Here is a 19,082-nt window from a genome sequence, read left to right as displayed (position 1 = left end):
AACATTCTCAGCCCAAGTGCGTGTCGTCGTCCGGTTTTACTAGCGCGGGGTCCGTCGCAATCTGCTCCGGCGTGGACGCGGTAGAAGCCGGTAGGCGCGGCATGCGAAAGCCGGAATACGCGATTGCAATCGTCAATAGCGGGCTCACGAAGCAGAACACCGCATAAGGCGCGTAACTCAGCGTGCTGACACCTAGCGTCACCGCCATATACGCGCCGCAGCTATTCCACGGAATCAGCGCGCCGGTGGGCGTGGCGGCGTCGCCAACAGCTCGCGACAGCACGATCGGCGCAAGGCCGCGCTTCGAGAACGCGGTCTTGAACATCCGCGCCGGAAGAACCACGGCGATGTATTGATCAGCGGTAACGACATTGGTCGCGACGATCGCTGCGACCAGGGAAGTGATCAGTGTGCCCGTCGTTTTTGCGCGCGCGATCACCGGTGCAATCAGCCGCTCGAGCACGCCGCATTTTTCGACCACGCCGCCGAACGCCAGCGCAGTGATGATCAGCCAGATGGTGTTCAACATGCTGTCCATGCCGCCGCGCGTCACGAGTATGTCGAGTTCTGCGTTTCCCGTCGACGCCTTGTAGCCACTCGCCAATGCGAGCCACACGCCCTTGAGAAGCGCGAGCCAATCCGGCACGCCCTGCTTCGCGGACGCAAATTCGATCACGCGTTCGGGCGTCACGCAGACGGCGAGCAGGCCACCAGCGAGTGCGCCGAGAAAGATCGCCGTGAACGGCGGAATCTTGAAGATCGCCAGCGCAATGACCAGCAGCAGCGGCAGGAACAGGACCAGCGAGATGTGAAACGAACCGCGCATGGCGGCAATCTCGGCGCTTGCATCGAAGTCGCCGGGCCTGCCGAGAAAGTAGAACACGCCGAGCGTGACCGCCAGCGCCACCGCCGAGGTCAGAAACATCTCGCGAATATGTCGATACAGATCAACGCCTGCGGCAGCCGCGGCGAGATTCGCGGAATCGGACAAGGGGGAGGATTTGTCGCCGAAATACGCACCCGAAATCACCGCGCCAGCTGTGATCGCCGGACTCAGTCCCATGCCGTGCGCGATGCCCATCAAGCCAATGCCGATCGTGCCGGCAACGGTCCATGAACTGCCGATACTCAACGACACGAACGCGCAAATAGCGGCTGCGGTAACGTAAAAGTAATTGGGGCTGAGAAGCTTGAGGCCGTAGTACACCATGGCCACGAGAGTCCCGCTGAGCGCCCAGGTGCCGATCAGCGCACCGACCGCAAACAGGATGAAGATAGCGCCGATACCCGTGCTGACGCTCGCCACCGCTGCTTCGCCGAGAGAGGCCAGCGAGTGTCCGCGCCGCCATCCGATGAACACCGCGATCATCGTGGCGACCACGAGGCCGACCTGGTTCGGGCCGCCCGCGCCGCCATCGCCGAACAGGTAGTAAGACAGGCCCACCAGCACGACCAGGCTGGCAACCGGAATGATCGCCTCGATCATCGTGACCGGTTGAGGTGATTCGGGCCTCTTCATTTAAGCTTGTCCCCGTATCGGCATGCGCTGCGACTCGTCGCGATCACGCCGGCAACGTTGGCACCAGCCAATCGCGAATGCGCTGCTGCCCGCTGACGCATCAGCGGGCAGCAACGTCAATCTTCCGAGGGATTAATAGTCCACCGGATCGCGCATGATCGGGCAGGTCATGCAGTGACCGCCGCCGCGACCCCGGCCGAGTTCCGCTCCGACGATCGTCACCACCTCGATACCTTCCTTGCGCAGCAGCGTGTTCGTGTAGGTGTTGCGGTCGTACGCATAGACCACCCCCGGCGACGCACACACCAGATTCGCGCCGCTGTCCCACTGCGTGCGCTCACGCTGATAGTCGCTGCCGCCCGCTTCCACCACGCGCAGTTTCTTCAAACCCAGCGCTTCCGCGACGACATCGACAAACGACTTCTCTTCGCGATGCAACTCCACGCCGCTCGGATGACTGCTGGGCCGATACGAGAACGTGCGCGTCTTGTTCATGAAGTCCGGCGCGAGCAGCACGCAGTCTCGATCGGCGAAAGTGAATACCGTGTCCAGGTGCATCGCCGCGCGAATCTTCGGCATGGCCGCGACGATCACGCGCTCGGCCGCGCCTTTTGCAAACAGCGTGGCGGCCAGCTGGCTGATCGCCTGGCGCGAGGTCCGCTCGCTCATACCGATCAGCACCACGCCCTTGCCGATCGGCATCACGTCGCCACCTTCCAGCGTCGCGAGCCCGTGGTCCTGGGTCGGGTCGCCCCACCACACGTTGACCTTGCCCGCGAAGTCGGGATGGAACTTGTAGATCGCCGTGGTAAGAATCGTCTCTTCATGACGCGCGGGCCAGTACAGCGGATTCAGCGTGACGCCGCCATAGATCCAGCAGGTAGTGTCGCGGGTGTACAGCGTGTTCGGCAGCGGCGGCAGCAGGTACTCGGTCGAGCCGGCGGCTTCCCGCGCGACTTCCAGTGCCTTGCCGCCATGTGCTTCCGGAAAATCGTGAGTCGATAAGCCGCCAATCAGCGTCTCGGCCAGCTTGCGATTGTCCAGCCCTTCCAGATAGCTGCGCAGTTCATCAATAAAACCCAGCCCGACCTGGTTCGGCACCACCTGGTTGTCGAGAATCCATTTCTTGCCTTCGGCCACCGCCACCGTCTCGGCGAGCAGGTTGTGCATCTCCAGCACTTCGACACCACGATCGCGCATCTTCGTGACGAAGTCGAAGTGATCGCGTTTGGCGTTTTCGACCCATAGCACGTCGTCGAACAGCAATTCATCGCAGTTGCTCGGGGTCAGCCGCTGATGGGCAACCCCTGGCGCGCACACCATCACTTTGCGCAGTTGCCCGACTTCGGAATACACACCGAACCCGTCCGTTTTCGCATCTGTAGCCATGACGATCTCCTGAATTCCGGCCTGAGCCGGCTGTGTTCAATTCGCGTACTAGAGCGTAATCATTCCTGTCGCGAGACCATAAATACCAATCACCGCACCGATGATGGCAACGATAAAGATGATCCAGTCCACCGACGTGAAAACGGTCTTGGCCTGCTCGCGCCGCGCCCAGATATACAGCGCCGTTCCCGGTGCATACAGCACAGCGGAGAGCAGGATGAATTTCAGACCGCCCGCGTAGATCATGAAAACCGTGTAGATCACGGCGATGGTCGCCATGGTCAGATCACGCTTTCGCTCCTCCGGACGCATCTGATAACTCTCACCGCGCTTCGACAGCATGAAGCCGTACGCCGCGACGAAGAGGTACGGAATCAGCGACATCGCGCTGGTGAGGTTCAGCATCAACGCAAAAGCGTCGCGTGAAAAAAACGTGCTGATAACGAAGAGCTGGACCACGATATTGGTCAGCCACAACGCGTTGGCCGGCACCTTGTTGGCGTTCTCCTTCGCGAAGATGGCCGGCATGTCTTTGGTCTTTGCCGCAGTGAACAGCACTTCGGCGCAGATCAGCGACCACGCGAGGTAAGCGCCCAACACCGAAATGATCAGACCCACGCTGACGAAAATCGCGCCCCAGTGGCCGACCACTGCTTCGAGCACCGTTGCCATCGACGGCTGACGCATGCCCGCCACGTCCGCGCGCTGCAGCACCGCATACGGCAGCATGGTCACGAGCACCATCAGCGTAGTGACAGTGATGAAGCCTAAAATCGTGGCCTTACCGACGTCGGTACGTTCTTTCGCGTAGCGCGAATAGACGCTCGCCCCCTCGATCCCTAGGAACACGAACACGGTGACGAGCATGGTTGCACGCACCTGCTCGAAGAGATTGCCTTCGAGCCCTCCACCGTAGAAGTTCGCGCTGAACAGATCCATCCTGAACCCAAATATCAGGATGACGATGAATACCAGGATCGGGATGATCTTGGCGACGGTGACGACACTATTAATAAAGGCGGCCTGCTGTACGCCTTTCAGGATCATGAAGTGGAAGAGCCAGATACCCACCGAAGCGACGAGAATCGCAACGACCGTGTTGCCCTCGCCGAAAACCGGAAAGAATGCGCCGAGTGTGGACTTGATCAGTACCCAGTATGAGACGTTGCCGATGCAGCTACCTATCCAGTAGCCGAAGGCGGAGAGAAAGCCGGGATAGTCGCCAAAACCTGCTTTGGCGTAAGCGAAGACACCTGCGTCCAGTTCGGGTTTGCGCTCGGCAAGCGACTGGAAGACCCGCGCCAGCATATACATGCCGGTTCCTGCAATCAGCCACGCGATGACGGCACCTAAAGGCCCCGTGGCATTAGCAAAAGTCCGAGGTAAGGAGAAAATCCCGGCTCCTACCATCCCACCCACCACCATTGCGGTGAGCTGCATCTTTGACATTTTTTGGGCTGTGGAAGCCATCCGGATTCCTTTTTAATTAGCCTGCCAATTACCTTCGCGACGCATTTCGAATGTAACCTGTCTCTCTCACAACTCATCTGATCTGTGTCGCCGAAGCTGTCTGCAAACGACACATGAAGAAAAGAATGGTCTGTCCGGGGGCTTTTGTCAAATGATCGCCGGATTTAACAAAACGGCCACTGCGCATGCGATTCGGGCGTCTCCCGGGAGTTTCCGTGCTTTCTTCTACCGGCCGTTTCAATCGATTAAGGGTATTCGCTCATAGGTTGTGGGACTTTGTCGGTTGGCAAAAAAGTACGATCCGAACGTACCCGGCGTTTCGATTTTTAAAGGTGTCTGGTTCGAAAATTGCTCCACGGCGAGCCGGAATTAAACAGCGAAAACGGGTAAGGTCAAAGGTCGGTACGTCGGCCTTCGTGGCGATTTTCTAAATGTTAAAAATGCGTCGTGAAGTGAGGATTCCAAAGACAAATGCTGAACGGGAAAGAAGCACTTTCGCATTTCAAAACGCCGCGGGCTTCTATGACAGACGAAGTGCGGTTCTGCTCAAAACGAATGACCAGATGGCCTTTCATGACAAGCCCCCACCCGACGTGAGCAAGCGATTGCGTTGGCGGCCGTTTTTAGAAGTCATGTTTCTGTGCGACTATCCTTCGTGGCGCTGAACGGCTACCTGTAAGGTATTCGTACGACGGCGCGTCAGCGAAGGCCTGCGATATCAAAGCATGTACCGCGCCGTTGCATCACCGCTTACATCGTTTCATTGGCGATATCCCAGGAAAAACAGTTCGCAGATCAATGGAGCATGACAGATGACCGACCGATTGCAGGCTTCCGTATGCGTTGTCGTGCTAATGCTGATTGTCGGCTGGGTGCTTTATATCGGGCGTGCAGTGTTTGTGCCCATTGTATTCGGGGTCATCGCGGTCTATGTGATCGTCGGCTTCACGCGATTGCTGCAGCGCATTCCTGTGATTGGAGAGCGACTGCCCGTGCAATTGCGCTATGCGCTGTCCGTGTTTCTGATCGCCGCCGGCATATTCTTCGCGGTCGACATGCTCGTGGCGAACTACGATGCGCTCATTGCGCTGGCGCCGCGCTATCAGGATTCGGTGCTCGCGCTGATCCAGAAAATTGCTGCGTTGCTGCATCTGGAAAATGAGCCCACATGGGATTCGCTACGGCGGGACATGCTGGCCCAATTCAACATCCAGGCGCTGGTGACGGGCACACTGGCTTCGTTGTCGTCGGTGATCATCAATGTATTTGTCGTCGCGCTGTACGCGAGTTTTCTGCTTTTCGAACACCGGACCTTTGGCGAAAAACTCGAGAACATGGCGGCGAATGCGAGTAACGCTGCGCGCGTGAAGAATGTCGTGATCGACATCAACCGTCGCATTGGCGCTTATCTTGCGCTAAAGACGCTGCTTGGCGTGGTGCTCGGCGGCGTGTGCTGGGGCGCAATGCGCGGCATGGGACTCGAATTCGCGGGGCTATGGGCCGTGTTGACCGCGCTACTAAACTACGTGCCCTATATCGGCTCGGTACTCGGCGTTCTCTTTCCCGCACTCATGTCGGTACTGCAATTCGGCGACCTCAACGAAGTACTGATCGTGGTGATAGCGCTTACTGTCATTCACTTCCTGATCGGCAACATTCTCGATCCCTATCTGATGGGTAACTCGCTGAACCTGAGTCCGTTTGCGATTCTCGCGAGCATGGCGATCTGGTCCGCCCTATGGGGTATTTCCGGCGCGTTCCTCGCGGTTCCGATCACCGTCATCGTAACGATCATCTTCTCCGAGTTCGAGATGACGAGGCCGGTTGCAATTCTTCTATCGAAAAACGGCAGACTGACTTACGGCGGGAGCGCGCCGGTCGCCTGAACCGCACGCTTTTTCTTATTGAAAAAGAAAACCCCGGAAGCGGGGACCGTAGTCCCGCTTCCGGGGTTTCGCTTATTACCAGCCCATATCTTATTGACCCGTATATCCGACCGGGACAGTTGCATTCGCCGTCGCAACAGACGCATTGTTCGACACGATGTATTGCGGCACTTCGGTCAGCGTCAACGCAACCTGACCGTTGGTGTAAGCAACCGTGCTCGTATTGCCGTAACCATCGATCTTCGTCACATTGCCCGACGTACCGGCGTTATCCACCTGAAGCGTGTAGCTGGTGGAGTAGGTCTGGCTATACGCACCGCCACTCGTCGGCCATTGCGCGTTGCTGTGCGTCCACGCGGCTGTGATGACCTTGCCGTTGCCGAGCTGCTGGAACGAATACGCGAAAGTGCCTGACGGCGTACCGTTGACGCGGCCCAACGTGTTCGTCCCGTCGAGCACCCGGGTCATCGTCGCGAACGCCATTGCTTCGGGTTTCGGCGACAGATTCGTCGCGCCATATGCGCCCTGCGCGTCGTTCAGATCGAAGAACGTGCCGTATCCCACTTCGCCCGGATAGTCGGGGCCGTAGAACAGCGTCGTGAGTTGCGCACCACCGCCGAGCGTGATGATGTGCGCCCGCACGCCAACCGCCGCCTGCGCGAACAGCTGGTTTTGCGACGGCACAGTCGGTCCATAGTTCAAGCCCGGATCGTAGCTCACGCCCGCCTCCGTGAAGAACAGCTTCATGTTCGGCTTGCCTGCCTGCATGACCGAACGCAACTGCTTCATCTGATTGTCGAGTGCGTTGGCCTGGTTCGCCGGATCCGGGTCCGAGTCCTGCAATTCAGGCGGATGCGCCGGGTACGTGCCAGCATTCCAGTAGCCGTGAGTGGACACCGCGTCGATGTAATTCCACAGACCCAGCGCGCCGAACTTCTGCAGATATCCGGTGGTACACGTATCGCAATTCGCGGCGAACGGATTGCCGGTGCCCATCACGACCGCATTCGGATCGGTCGAATGAATACCTTGATAGGCCGCCTTGTACATGGCGACGAAGTTGGCATCGCTATCCGCCCAGCCGAGGCTCGGTTCCCACGTCACCTGGTAGTAGTTCTTCTGCTGATTCGGATAATTGGCCGCGCGAATCAGGCTCGTATCGGTGCCGACCTTGGCCATGAAGCCCTGAAACTCGGTGAGATTCGACGGTGCGTAATAGCTGTCGTTGAACTGGCCGGTCTTCGAATCCCATGCGGGAATGCCGTCGAGACGCACGATGCGCATCTGGTCCGGATTGGCTTTATAGAACGGATCGAGATCGCTCACGCTCGGCGTGTACGTATTCGGGCCGTTGGGTTCCATTGCCGATTGCTGGCGGTCGTCGATCGTCCACGAGATACCCAGATCGTGCAGAGCCGCAATGTTGCCGTTGAATCCCTGCATGCCGAAGCGATGCTGATCCTGATGCGCATACGTGACCGTGCCCAGAACCGGACTCAGATTCGGCAGTACGCCGAAGGTCGCGATACCTTGCGGACGCGTGCCGCTGTTCGGCAACGTGCCGCCCTTGGCGCTCAGCGTCGCCGTCAGTGCGCCGTAACCCGACCACGTCGAGGTACAGGGGATCGCGTTGGTCTGCACCCCGGCGCTGACCGGGAAGCTGCCCTGCGCCTTGATTGCGCCGTTCGAATCCGCGACCGACCAGACGACCGTGTCGGCGCTGGGCGCATTTGTCGTGATCGCGAGCTTGAACGCGACGTTGTTCTGGAAGATGCGCAGGCCGTCTGTCGTCGGCGTGTCGGCGCTGATTACGCCGTTCGCGGTTCCGCCTGCGGTTTGCGTCGGCGTGCTGCAGGTTAGGGTTGAACTGCCGGTCGCCGATGTTGAGGTTGTGTTGTTTGGTGTTGCTGTCGGGCTGGGGGTTGGGGCGGGCGTTGGCGTTGGCGTTGGCGTTGGCGTGGGCGTTGGCGTGGGCGTTGGCGTTGGCGTGGGGGTCGGTGTTGGCGTGGGTGCTGGTGTTGGCGTGGGTGCAGGCGCCGGAGTGGGCGTGGGCGTGGGCGTCGGGGCCGGCGTAGGCGTAGGCGTAGCCGCAACTGCCCTTACCCAACACGATTTGCCGTAGCCATAAGCCGGATCCGTCTGCGAAACTGCACCAACGTAGCAACCGACGCCATTGCTGAACGTGCGCGGCGCGCTCAGCATGACCGACGGTGATGTGGGCGGCACGGCGCCAAAGACCACCGAGCCGGTTCCGAGGAATGAGCAGTTGCCGTTCTCCTGACCGCACAACTTGTATTGCTGGCCTGCGACCGTGATAGTGCTTGTCTGCGCCTGTGCGCTTTCCGCACCAAACGACGCCAACACTGTTGCCGACGCAACTCCCAGTAATTTCAAATATCTCATCTTTATCCGTATGTATCGCAAAGAGCAGGTTTTCCCCGAGAATTCGCAAGATCGATCCAGGTCGTCCTGCTTTGACGTTATTGAGTACAGAGAGGTGAACCTGAGAACGCAGTGATTACGTTCGTTGCTGATAAAGCCGTGACGCGCGGTTAGCCGCTGCAACGTCGCCTGACATCCCGTTGACATCGGCCTGTGCGAAGAGGCAACCGGCTTATGGCGTGCATAAACGGCCATGTACTGTCGGCAAACCCATCCGACATTACGTATTACTTACTTTTTAAATCGATTAACCGTTATTCCCGAAAGCGTTATCGCTGATTGAACCCGTTTAATTGGGACGTTGAATATCGAAGACGGGATAATCCGCCGACGTGAAATGCAAAAAATTTCCAATCAGCGAGATTCTTCATTTCACTATTGAAAGTCGATGCAGCCGATATCACGACCGGACTATCGACGGGGAACGAGTCTCAAGTTGACGGCTGACTCGCGGACGCCAACCAAACGAGTTCGTATGATGAATACTGATCCATTGCGCGCCAGAACAGCCAATGAAACTATTACTGAAGCGAAATTGAACTACTAGTTTTCCGGTAGAAGTTACATCACTCGCTAGGACTGAGGAATTATAAACGTTTCAAACGTGCAACGTCGCGGGGTCCCGGGACGATAAGTAATAAACCGAAGAATTTCTTACCGTATCTTTCCGGTAATTTTCCAAACGCCGGAAGATCGAAAATGTCTGCCTCAGCACGAACCGCAAATGGCGAGGCTTTAATTTTTTCTCAATAATCGTGCCCCAATAATTTATTTTGTATTACTAATACGAATGAAATTGCATTGGCCGTTCCTAAGCATCCAGTCAAAAATAAATTCGAGCGGATTGGCGCGCGCATCGCGCCATTTCAAATATCTGTCACATTGCTTAATCTATTCAATAAACATACATATATTTTTTAACGTGACCTATGGATGAGATAGAAGCAAAACAATTCGACCTCATCCTGCTTCCATACACGTATCGATTGACCATGTCATGACCGACCGATGCACTATCTGCCCACCCGGCCAACGCCGATCAACCACAACTACGACTCTGCCTGCAAGTTAACAAATTCAGCTTTATTCCATCACGCATTTCAGCGCAACCGTCGTCCCGAATACGCTTGACTTTTAAGCAACCGCCACTTTCAATACAACAGGTGTGTCTCCAGATTTTCAATCGTCAAATAAATCTGCACGCACGTTCAAAGATTCGCATTTTCGTAACAATGCCGTTCATTCAATGGCTGCTTGCGGGGCTTCGATCCCGGTCGCGGCTCACACATCGTTGCTGTCGTTTCTGCTCCACTGGTTTGCACGTCCGCCGTCAATCGGCGCCAGCTCGCGACACAGAGCACTCCTCACAACGGAGTTGTCTTGGCTGCTACGAACAATGAATCCGCGCATCATTCGCCCGCCCTCATCGATCTCGCATTGCAAGGCGGCGGCTCGCACGGCGCATTTACATGGGGCGTCCTCGACCGTCTGCTGGAAGAGTCGAGGCTGCAGATAGAAGGCATTTCCGGCACGTCTGCCGGCGCGATGAACGCCGCCGTGCTGGTGAGCGGTTATCAGCAGGACGGCGCCGAAGGCGCGCGCCGCGCGCTCGAAACCTTCTGGAGACGCGTGTCCGATGCCGCCGTCTACAGCCCGTTCCGGCGCAGTCCGCTCGACATGCTGCTGGGACGCTGGACGCTCGATCATTCGCCCATGTTCCTCGCGATGGATCTCGCCGCGCGCATGTTTTCGCCATACGACCTGAATCCGCGCGGGGTCAATCCGTTGCAGGAAATCCTCGACGAATCGATCGACTTCGCTCATCTACGCGATGCGCCGATCAAGCTTTTCATCACCGCGACACGAGTGCGTACGGGCCAGGCGCGCGTGTTCCGCAATGCCGACCTGTCGCCCGATGTGTTGCTCGCATCGGGCTGTCTGCCCACGTTGTTCCAGGCGGTCGAGATCGACGGCGAAGACTACTGGGACGGCGGCTATGCGGGCAATCCGACGATCACGCCGCTGGTGCGCGAATGCACGTCGAGCGACACGCTGCTTGTACAGGTGAACCCTGTCGAACGGGACGAGACGCCCCGCTCCGCGCGCGACATCATCAGTCGTCTTAACGAAGTTGCGTTCAACGCGCCGCTCATGAAGGAGTTGCGCATGATCGCGTTGCTACGGCGTGCAGCGGACGCGGGCAGCGACGAAGGCCGTCACTGGGCGGAAATGCGCATCCACCGCATTTCGAGCGAAGAGATGACAAAGCTCGGCTACTCGTCGAAGCTCAATGCCGAATGGTCATTCCTGACGATGCTGCGCGACGAAGGCCGACGCGCCGCTGAAGTGTTTCTCTCAGAACATGCCGCAAAAATAGGCGTGGAATCGTCGCTCGATCTCGACGCGCTGCTCGACGGAGTCTGATCATGGACGTCATTGTTCTGTCACCCTTCGCGGCCGGTCTCGGGTTGTTTGCGATGCTCGCGAGTCTCGCGGTATTGATCGGCTTTGCGTATCGCGGCTGGACCGTGTTGCTGCTCGCACCATTTGCCGCGATGCTCGCCGCGGCGATCTCCGGCGAGCCCGTACTCGCGCACTGGACTCAAACCTTCATGATCAGCGCCGCGCGATTCGTCGCGCAGTTCTTCCCGCTGTTCCTGCTCGGCGCGCTGTTCGGCAAGCTGATGGAGGACAGCGGCTCCGTCAAGGCCATCGCCAGCTACATGACGGAGAAGCTCGGCGCGCATCGGGCGATTCTCGCGGTGGTGATCGGTGGCGCGCTGGTCACGTATGGCGGCGTCAGCCTGTTCGTCGCCTTCTTCGTGATTGCACCGATGGCGACCGCACTGTTCCAGGCGGCGAACATTCCACGTCGACTGATGCCGGCGGCGATTGCGCTCGGCACGTCCACCTTCACGATGTCCGCGTTGCCCGGCACGCCCGCGATCCAGAATGCGATCCCAATGCCGTTCTTCGGCACGACGCCGTTTGCCGCGCCGGGGCTCGGCGTGATAGCGAGCATCGTGATGGTGGGGTTCGGACTTTGGTGGCTGTCGCTTCAGCAATCGCGCGCGAAGGCGGCGAACGAAGGTTTCGAGGGATTCGGCGCGGCGGCGAATGTCGCCGTGAACGAAGCGAAGCCCGCACTCAATGCAAACCTCGTGCGTGAACGCGCCACCGTTTCGCAGAGTTTCGATCCGGAGGAAATCGAGCACGGACATATCAGCAGCGACCTGCCGTCGTTCGGTGTCGCGATGACGCCGCTCGTGCTGGTGGTCGTCGTGAACTTCATCATGAGCATGATCGTGCTGCCGCGACTGGACGCCGACTATCTGTCGGATATCCGTTGGGGCGAGACGTCGCTGGCCGCGGTGGGCGGTGTGTGGGGCGTATGCGTGGCGCTCGCGGTGGCGATTGTCGCGCTGGTGCTGCTCAACCGCCGTCGCCTGCCTGCCTTGCGCGATACCGTCGACGCCGGCGCGAACGCATCGGTGCTGCCGGTGTTGAGCGTCGGCAGTCTGGTGGGTTATGGCGCAGTGATCGCGGCATTGCCGGCGTTTGCGCTGGTGCGAGAATGGGTGCTCGGCGTGGGCGGCGGCCCGCTGGTGTCGCTTGCGGTCGCGACCAACCTGCTGGCCGCGCTGACCGGATCGGCATCCGGCGGTCTCACGATTGCACTCGATGCACTCGGTGGCACCTATCTGCAACTGGCCGCGCAACACGGCATCGACCCTGCGCTGCTGCATCGGGTCGCGGTAATTTCATCGGGCACGCTCGACAGCCTGCCGCACAACGGCGCGGTGGTCACCTTGCTGGCGGTGTGCGGATCGACTCATCGCGAGAGCTATCGCGACATTGTGATCGTCGGCATTCTCGGGGCGTTGCTTGCGCTGGTTGTGGTGATCGTTCTCGGATCGATTGTTGGGTCGTTCTAGTTCGCGCTCGCGCGGCTGGCGTTTTTCTGCGCACGATACTGATTTCATCAACCGACGACTGGAATACGGATACGTTAGTGAGGCACAAAAAAAGCACGGTCTGCCAGGGCGGGCAAGACCGTGCAACACTTCTGTCGTCGCTTCGTATGTAGTTAGAACTCGCAGCCGACCCGGGCACGTCCGCCGGCATCGCCCGTGGACGTCACTGATACAGCGCCGTTCATCAGCCAGTTACCGCCCTGCGAACGATACGTCATACCTGCTGCTAACGCGCTGCCGTTCTCGTAATTGCCCGCGCGTGCGGCAACGATCGCACGGTCGGGACCCGACGGCGTCATGTTCGGCATCGCCATCGCTGCAGCGACATCGGCATACGCACTGCGCGCCACCTGATTGATCACGTGATTCGCATGATTGGACTGCTGCACACCTTGTGCGATTCCTTGCGGCAGCAGGTTGTTCACCGAGCAGGAATGTAAATGTTTGGCGCCACGGCGCCGGCAGAGTCCGTACCCGCCCTCTTCTCGAAGCGATGCTGGCAAGGGCATGAGTAATGCTGATCCATCGCGAGGCGCGGGTTAAGTCCTATGCGATGACTTTGAAATATCCGTTGCCTGGACGCGATCTCATGTCGCTCCAGGTTCCCAGCTGTATCACGGACAGGAATTGAAGAAAACGGTAGCCTGGTGAGCGAAAGCAGTCGCACAGTCGTTACTGCTGGCGGCGGCGTGAGAAAACGAAATCGCGCGCCCGACGCAACTTGCCATTCAAGCCAATGCACGCGACGAATTCATCCGCCCAAATACGAACTGCCCGAGATACCAGACCAGTTCGGTGTTCGCCAGAACAACGTCTTCAGTCACCGTGGACGGCTCGAGTTTCATGCGCCGAAGCATCAGCTTGCCTTCCCGCGACGTCGTCCACGCGTGCAAAAGTTCGTTCCGCGTTCTCGCGTCGGCAGCGTTGAAGAAATCGCGCCCCTTACCCGAATCCTCGTTCATGCGCGCACGAACTTCCTCCTCACGCGACGCCACGCTCCGCGCCACCGAATTTCTCACTTCGGTTTTTGCGACCTGCTCCTGTACTTCGTCGGCTAAAAGCTTTGCCTGCACATCGACCATGGTCCGCTCGGCGTCGGACATTTTCCAGTTATCGCGGAGCGCTCTCATCAGATAGCCGGCCGGACTCTTCTTAACCTGGCCTCGGTTAATCCTGAATCGCGTGTATTCGATCGCCTGCTGGATACGCTCGTCGGTCCAGACGTCGCGGTTTTCCGAGATTTCGCTGAACTGCTTGGTGGAGAGCGTGAACTCGTCTGTAAGGGTCTTATAGAGATGGCTGGCGTCGGCCAAGCTCGCCAGCACGGCATCAGCCGTGTCCTTACGTTTGAGCAAGAACCGGATGCGGTCAATTTTTTTTGACGACGTCGACGCAGTCCTCGTCTCGTACGTCAACTCGATGTCTGACACATCGTTGATCTCACGCACGGCCGGTTCAAGCCAGTCACGCTTGAAATATTTGAAGATAGCGGCATTCGCGCCCATTCTGCCGGGCCAATTGCGCATCTCATCGAGCTGAATCCAATCCGTACGGCCCGCCGGGACGTGCGGCATCACCTTGTCGTAAATTGCGCGCGCGAGGCTGCGCGTGAACGCAGTTGAAATGCGCAGACTCAGCCAATGAGATTTTTGCGGATCGCGGATATGCGGAACAAGACGAGGGTGGACGTCGAAGCGCATCCGCCCGCGATGAAAACCAACCATGCCGATGAGCTGGACTTGAACCCATAGATCATTCTCATTGGGGTCCCGGTCCATAGGCGTATTCGTTACCCGAACCTTGGCGTTCTGAGCTTCGTCTGCAATGGTGCGCAAGTGCTTGAGGTTGCGGCTGTCATAGCGCATCAACCACTTGAAGTAATTCAGCTCGACGTCGTACTGGTCGCGCTGTTCGGGCTCTTGTGCAACGATGAAATATGCGGCGTCGAGGAAGCGACGCGCCGGCAGCCCCATATTGACGATTTCGGTGAAGAAATCGTTGCGCTGATAGCCGATTTCGCGATTGGCCTCGTTGATGCGCAGTCCCAGGTCGAACATGTCCTCAAATAGCGCAAGTGCCATTTGTCGCGACGTTACCTTCGACTTGCCTTCTTCCGGACTGTCCGCCGCCATGTTTTTCATCCACTCTTTTTTGCTTTCGGGACTTTAAGCATGCGGTGGTGAGCTGTCAACACACAGAACCTCACCATCAAGTCTGACTGGAAGGCTGAGGTGGTGGCCGAATCCCGGGCGCGCACATTAAACCTCACCGTTGACACAATTAACCTCACCTTTTACGTAGCGTCTTCTCGGTGGAAATCCCTTGTAGACGGGCTCGAGGGGTAATTCCATCGCGTTCGCACAATGCACCTCACCCTGTGCGTTTAAGCCGCGTCTAAACACATCTAACCTCACCAACGTGCAGAACAGGTCTCACCTTGCTGCACATTCAACCGCACCTTCCGGCACAGCCAACCTCACCTTTTACACATATAACCTCACCTTGAGACCATTAAGTACTTGAATTTAATTGGAATAGAGATTCCCTGTTGGTTGGTTGGCTTGTTTACGATTTAAAAAAAACAAACAAACCAGCGTTCAGACATGAATGTGAGAGCCGGACATCAAGGTGAAGTTTGTTGTGCCGGGAACGAATGTAGCGTGGATGGTGAGGTTCATTGTGCTGCGCGTGGCTTACGAGGCAGTGATTGGTTCGCTAGGTTTGAATCGATCACCGGTTTTTAACCCGGAGCATGGTGAGGTTCATTGTGCGTGTGCTCGAGACGATCCTATTTCGGCAGAAATGCACCGAGGATCCAACCGTTCGGTGGGCGAAGGTGAGGTTGGTTGTGCTGATTGTCGTTCCACGCATTTGGACAACGGGCTGATCTGCACAACGGGCCTCACCTTGTGGTTATTTTTTGAGCATTTTTCTGTATTTTTGCGATGTTTAAACAAGGACGGTGAGGTCATTTGTGCAAATTTGATTCTCAGCTCATGGCTCTGCAGGTATATGAAGTCGGATGCATTGGAGCGCTCGAAGTCAGAAGTCATGTCTACCCGCCGAGAAAATGTAAAAATGCGGTAGATTTGCAAAAAAATGCACGTATAAACAGCGATTTGGAAAGCTATCTTCGAGTATTTCCTGTATTCTGAGGTTTCTAGAATTTTATGGAAAAACCTCAGAATGGTCAGAACGAGCCAACTCCCTGCCGTAGACCGAACAGTGCATTTTGAGCAGATTAGCCAGTTTGCGGAAAAGGTCACGATTTTCACAAATGAACTGCGTGACACGATTCTGGCTCCTCGTCCGCGGAAGACGGCTCCCGTTTTCAAAACGGGAGAAATCGCCGAGATGTGCAATATCTCCCACTCGCAGGTTCAATATCTCGCCACCAAAGGCGATGGTGAATTGCCCCCGGGTACTGCAGCCGGCACCGGTCGGACGCGAACTTTTACCTTGGAAGAAGCGCGGATCTGGGTGCAAAAGGTGTCGGACATATATCAGACATCGCTCGTTACTCGTCTGAAAGAGCCCGATGGAAAAATCGTCATAACGGCGCAGTTAAAAGGCGGGTCCGCCAAGACGACCACGACTATGTGTCTGGCGCAAGGGCTGTCACTACGCGGTCGAAAGGTGTTGGTGGTCGACCTCGATCCGCAGGCGTCACTGTCGGAGCTTTGTGGACTGTATGCAGAAAAAGACGTGACGCCCGAGGACACGGTGCTGCCGTTTGTCTACGATCAGGACATTGAGGGCGGTCTGGAGGCTCGAGTGCAGTCAACTTATTGGGATGGCATCGACGTGATCCCTGCTCACACTGAGTTGATTGGGGCGGAGTTTCATCTGCCTGCGATGCAAAAGATGAAGCCGGGCTTCCGATTCTGGACCGTGCTTCGCCAGGGTCTCGAACCTCTGCGAAAGAAGTACGACTACATTCTGATGGATACGTCACCTTCGCTCTCGTATCTAAATCTGAATGCGCTGATGGCCGCCGATGCAATGATTATGCCGATGGTTCCTGAAAACCTGGATTTCATTAGTTCGCTGTCGTTCTGGAGGCTTTTTTCAGACGTATCGAAAAGCTTTATCAAATATGAAAAGGATAAGAAGTACGACTTCGTTTCACTCGTACTTTCGCGAGTGGACTACGGGCGAAACTCATCCGCGCCGATTGTGCGCGCCTGGGCGCAAAGTGCTTACGAAAACTGGCTGCATTCAATTGAGGTTCCGGCGAGTTCGGTAATGAGCACAGGAGCTTTAGCCTTCTCGACGGTCTTCGATATTAGCAGTACCCATAGTGCGGCCAAGTCGCTGCAACGAGTCAAGCAGCCACTCGTCGACTACTGCCGATGGATCGATGAGATCTATTCGGAAAAATGGAGGAATGCGCAATGAGCAATATGCGAGAACAACTGCTGGCAAAGACGTCCGGCATCCGTAAGACTTCGTCTATCAATGAAGAGGAAGTTAAGCGTAGCAATCGTACGCAGACTGCGCCAGGCCTCGCCGGTGCTTTGGCCGTCGCGCAACTTCGCGTACAGGAGTTGGAGTCAACGGGCGTAGCGTCGCTGTTGCAGGTGGGTGGAATCTTGCCGAATCCTTGGCAACCTCGACGCGTGTTCAACGAAGCCAAGCTGACAGAACTCGCGGAGTCTATTCGTGAAGTGGGGCTGATGCAGCCTATCGTCGTCCGCCGGACTGGGGATGACTATCAGATTGTTGCTGGCGAACGCCGTTGGCGTGCCCACAAAATGTTGGGTATTGATGCAATCAAAGCCGTCGTCGCGGAATGTACTGATTCAGACATGGCCGTGCTTGCGATGGTTGAGAATATTAGTCGGGACGATTTGGCTGATTACGAAATCGGTGTTGCCATTCGACGATCGGAATCAGAGTTTCCTAACCGTAAGCGATTGGCAGAGGCGATGGGGTTGTCGCGCGCGGGTCTCTATCAATTTCTTGCGTTTGAAAATTTGCCTGATTTTGTAAAAAAAGACCTCGACATTCAGCCTCGCTTACTTGGGGGAACAGCGGCACAAGCTATCGCCGCCAGTATCAAAAAGCATGGTGAAGATGGCGTCAAAGCCGCCACGGAGATTTGGCCGCTTGTAGCGAGAGGGGAAATGGACCAGGGCAAGGCAGCCGCTGCTATTGCCGCGCTGGCGACGCGAAAGACCTCGTCAGAGGCGACCACTGGACGTAGCATCGATAAATTTTTCTCGGGACGAGAGCAGGCCGGAAGCATCACCAAAGACGTTAGCAACTTCACCATTAAGATTAAAGCGGGTGTGCTGACCGAGGCGCAAGAGGTGCAGATACGGCAACTCATCGGCGAAATGTTCCAGACACAGCCAAAAACAAGCTGATAGAACTGAATTCAAAAATAAAGCCCGCATAATGCGGGCTTTATTTTTCGCTCTGCGGGGAGATTTGCTTTGCTGACGAGGTGTCTAGAGTCTAGACACCTGTATGGGGTGAGTGTCTAGAGTCTAGACACCTTAACAACGTTTTCATCCGTCGGCTAACCAAGGTAGATAAGGCAGACGGCGACCATTGAGGTAATCGAAATAGGTGCAACACGTACTTGCGTCACTCAAAAATTAAAACGGCTCAATATTTTGCCTGGTCTTTAAATCGTAGGGCGTCGCTCACGCAAAAGTAAAGCCTCTGACAGGACCGGGTCAGTAGAGGCAGGGGGATGAATAGTTAGGTTTCGCGTGAGAACACCGGTTTGCATTCTCAATCGTGATTTTGAGCGTCAACTATACGCCTGCACTCCATCCGCAGAGGGTGCCAGTGCCGCCGCTTAGTCATCCGGCGAACTTTTCTCTAACGGTTGCAGTTGCTTTCGCGCCGTCATTTGGATTGCCTTTAAATCGGCTCGGGCATTGATATAGCTGCCGTACAGCTACTAGGTCGCATCCCTCCTACACCCTAATTTGTCATTCACGTCGAACCTTGAACCGGGGCAATCGAAGCTATCTCCAGTCTAGGAAGGGCCGTTAGCATCGTCCGTGGAGTCTGACCAATGAATATAAAAGCGCACAGGCGATATCTTGGTGACGATGGGTTTTCCTTCGGGGCCATGTAGTCGGCGACCTTATTTGAATTTATCTGCATTACCCTCAGAGGGCATCTGCACGTGCTGCTTTACAGAGGCGGCGAAGCTAGCCGCGTTACGGTTAAAAAAGATGCCAATTTAGCGGCCATACGTTTTTTAGCGTGATCGCTATCGTGTTTTCATCCCAATACGCCCCAGTACAACCGGACGGCGATCACATGACCTATTAGGCCAGGATCACGCTGACTATTGGAGGAAGGCGACGGGGCCTCTCAGACAGAAACTCCCCTATCTGCTTGAGTACCGCCAATAGTGGTGTCCACCGAGCAATGCATATC

General features: G+C 56.8%; 12 protein-coding genes. 6 read left to right on the top strand and 6 right to left on the bottom strand.

What is annotated here, in order from left to right:
* Positions 1-7: 7 nt before the first annotated feature.
* From nhaC to ABH945_RS31430, 3 genes are all read right to left on the bottom strand, one after another.
* Positions 8-1,519 (bottom strand): Na+/H+ antiporter NhaC, encoded by a 1,512-nt coding sequence (gene nhaC / locus ABH945_RS31440; RefSeq protein ID WP_429253254.1) that lies wholly within the window; start codon positions 1,517-1,519, stop codon positions 8-10.
* Between the two features lie 132 nt (positions 1,520-1,651).
* Positions 1,652-2,908, bottom strand: a complete 1,257-nt coding sequence (gene arcA, locus ABH945_RS31435; protein ID WP_074771928.1) for an arginine deiminase — start codon at positions 2,906-2,908, stop codon at positions 1,652-1,654.
* A 48-nt stretch (positions 2,909-2,956) separates the two neighbouring features.
* Entirely contained in the window at positions 2,957-4,378 is a 1,422-nt protein-coding gene (locus ABH945_RS31430) for a basic amino acid/polyamine antiporter (protein ID WP_074771926.1), read from the bottom strand.
* An 812-nt stretch (positions 4,379-5,190) separates the two neighbouring features.
* On the opposite strand from ABH945_RS31430, the gene ABH945_RS31425 reads away from it, so the two are divergent.
* A complete protein-coding gene (locus ABH945_RS31425) occupies positions 5,191-6,264 on the top strand; it encodes an AI-2E family transporter (protein WP_429253253.1) in 1,074 nt (357 codons plus the stop codon).
* A gap of 90 nt (positions 6,265-6,354) precedes the next feature.
* Here the strand turns inward: ABH945_RS31425 and ABH945_RS31420 are convergent, their stop codons facing one another.
* Positions 6,355-8,667: a hypothetical protein gene (locus tag ABH945_RS31420; RefSeq protein ID WP_429253252.1), complete on the bottom strand. Its 2,313-nt coding sequence runs from the start codon at positions 8,665-8,667 to the stop codon at positions 6,355-6,357.
* Between the two features lie 1,476 nt (positions 8,668-10,143).
* Here ABH945_RS31420 and ABH945_RS31415 point away from each other — a divergent pair.
* Together ABH945_RS31415 and ABH945_RS31410 are read left to right on the top strand one after the other, a co-directional pair.
* The gene (locus tag ABH945_RS31415) at positions 10,144-11,130 is read left to right on the top strand and encodes a patatin-like phospholipase family protein (RefSeq protein WP_074773340.1); all 987 of its coding nucleotides are present in this window, start codon (positions 10,144-10,146) and stop codon (positions 11,128-11,130) included.
* Positions 11,131-11,132: 2 nt separating this feature from the next.
* Complete coding sequence (locus ABH945_RS31410; protein WP_074771919.1) at positions 11,133-12,641, top strand: GntP family permease; 1,509 nt, start codon at positions 11,133-11,135, stop codon at positions 12,639-12,641.
* Positions 12,642-12,793: 152 nt separating this feature from the next.
* On the opposite strand, the gene ABH945_RS31405 is transcribed toward ABH945_RS31410, so the two are convergent.
* Positions 12,794-13,069, bottom strand: a complete 276-nt coding sequence (locus ABH945_RS31405; RefSeq protein WP_429253251.1) for a YadA C-terminal domain-containing protein — start codon at positions 13,067-13,069, stop codon at positions 12,794-12,796.
* A gap of 339 nt (positions 13,070-13,408) precedes the next feature.
* Positions 13,409-14,812 (bottom strand): replication initiation protein, encoded by a 1,404-nt coding sequence (locus tag ABH945_RS31400; protein ID WP_074773336.1) that lies wholly within the window; start codon positions 14,810-14,812, stop codon positions 13,409-13,411.
* Between the two features lie 496 nt (positions 14,813-15,308).
* On the opposite strand from ABH945_RS31400, the gene ABH945_RS31395 reads away from it, so the two are divergent.
* The 3 genes from ABH945_RS31395 to ABH945_RS31385 all read left to right on the top strand — a co-directional run bounded on the left by ABH945_RS31395 (position 15,309) and on the right by ABH945_RS31385 (position 18,049).
* Positions 15,309-15,767 (top strand): hypothetical protein, encoded by a 459-nt coding sequence (locus ABH945_RS31395; RefSeq protein WP_429253250.1) that lies wholly within the window; start codon positions 15,309-15,311, stop codon positions 15,765-15,767.
* 99 nt (positions 15,768-15,866) lie between these two features.
* Positions 15,867-17,078 (top strand): ParA family protein, encoded by a 1,212-nt coding sequence (locus tag ABH945_RS31390; RefSeq protein ID WP_171910365.1) that lies wholly within the window; start codon positions 15,867-15,869, stop codon positions 17,076-17,078.
* The gene (locus ABH945_RS31385) at positions 17,075-18,049 is read left to right on the top strand and encodes a ParB/RepB/Spo0J family partition protein (RefSeq protein WP_074771917.1); all 975 of its coding nucleotides are present in this window, start codon (positions 17,075-17,077) and stop codon (positions 18,047-18,049) included. Before ABH945_RS31390 ends, ABH945_RS31385 begins: the two co-directional genes overlap by 4 nt.
* Positions 18,050-19,082: the final 1,033 nt, after the last annotated feature.

It is taken from the genome of Paraburkholderia sp. GAS333, from assembly GCF_050435665.1.
In the GTDB taxonomy this organism is placed as follows: domain Bacteria; phylum Pseudomonadota; class Gammaproteobacteria; order Burkholderiales; family Burkholderiaceae; genus Paraburkholderia; species Paraburkholderia fungorum_A.
Note: the sequence above shows the minus strand (reverse complement) of the source record. Positions and strands in the feature narration are given on the sequence as shown.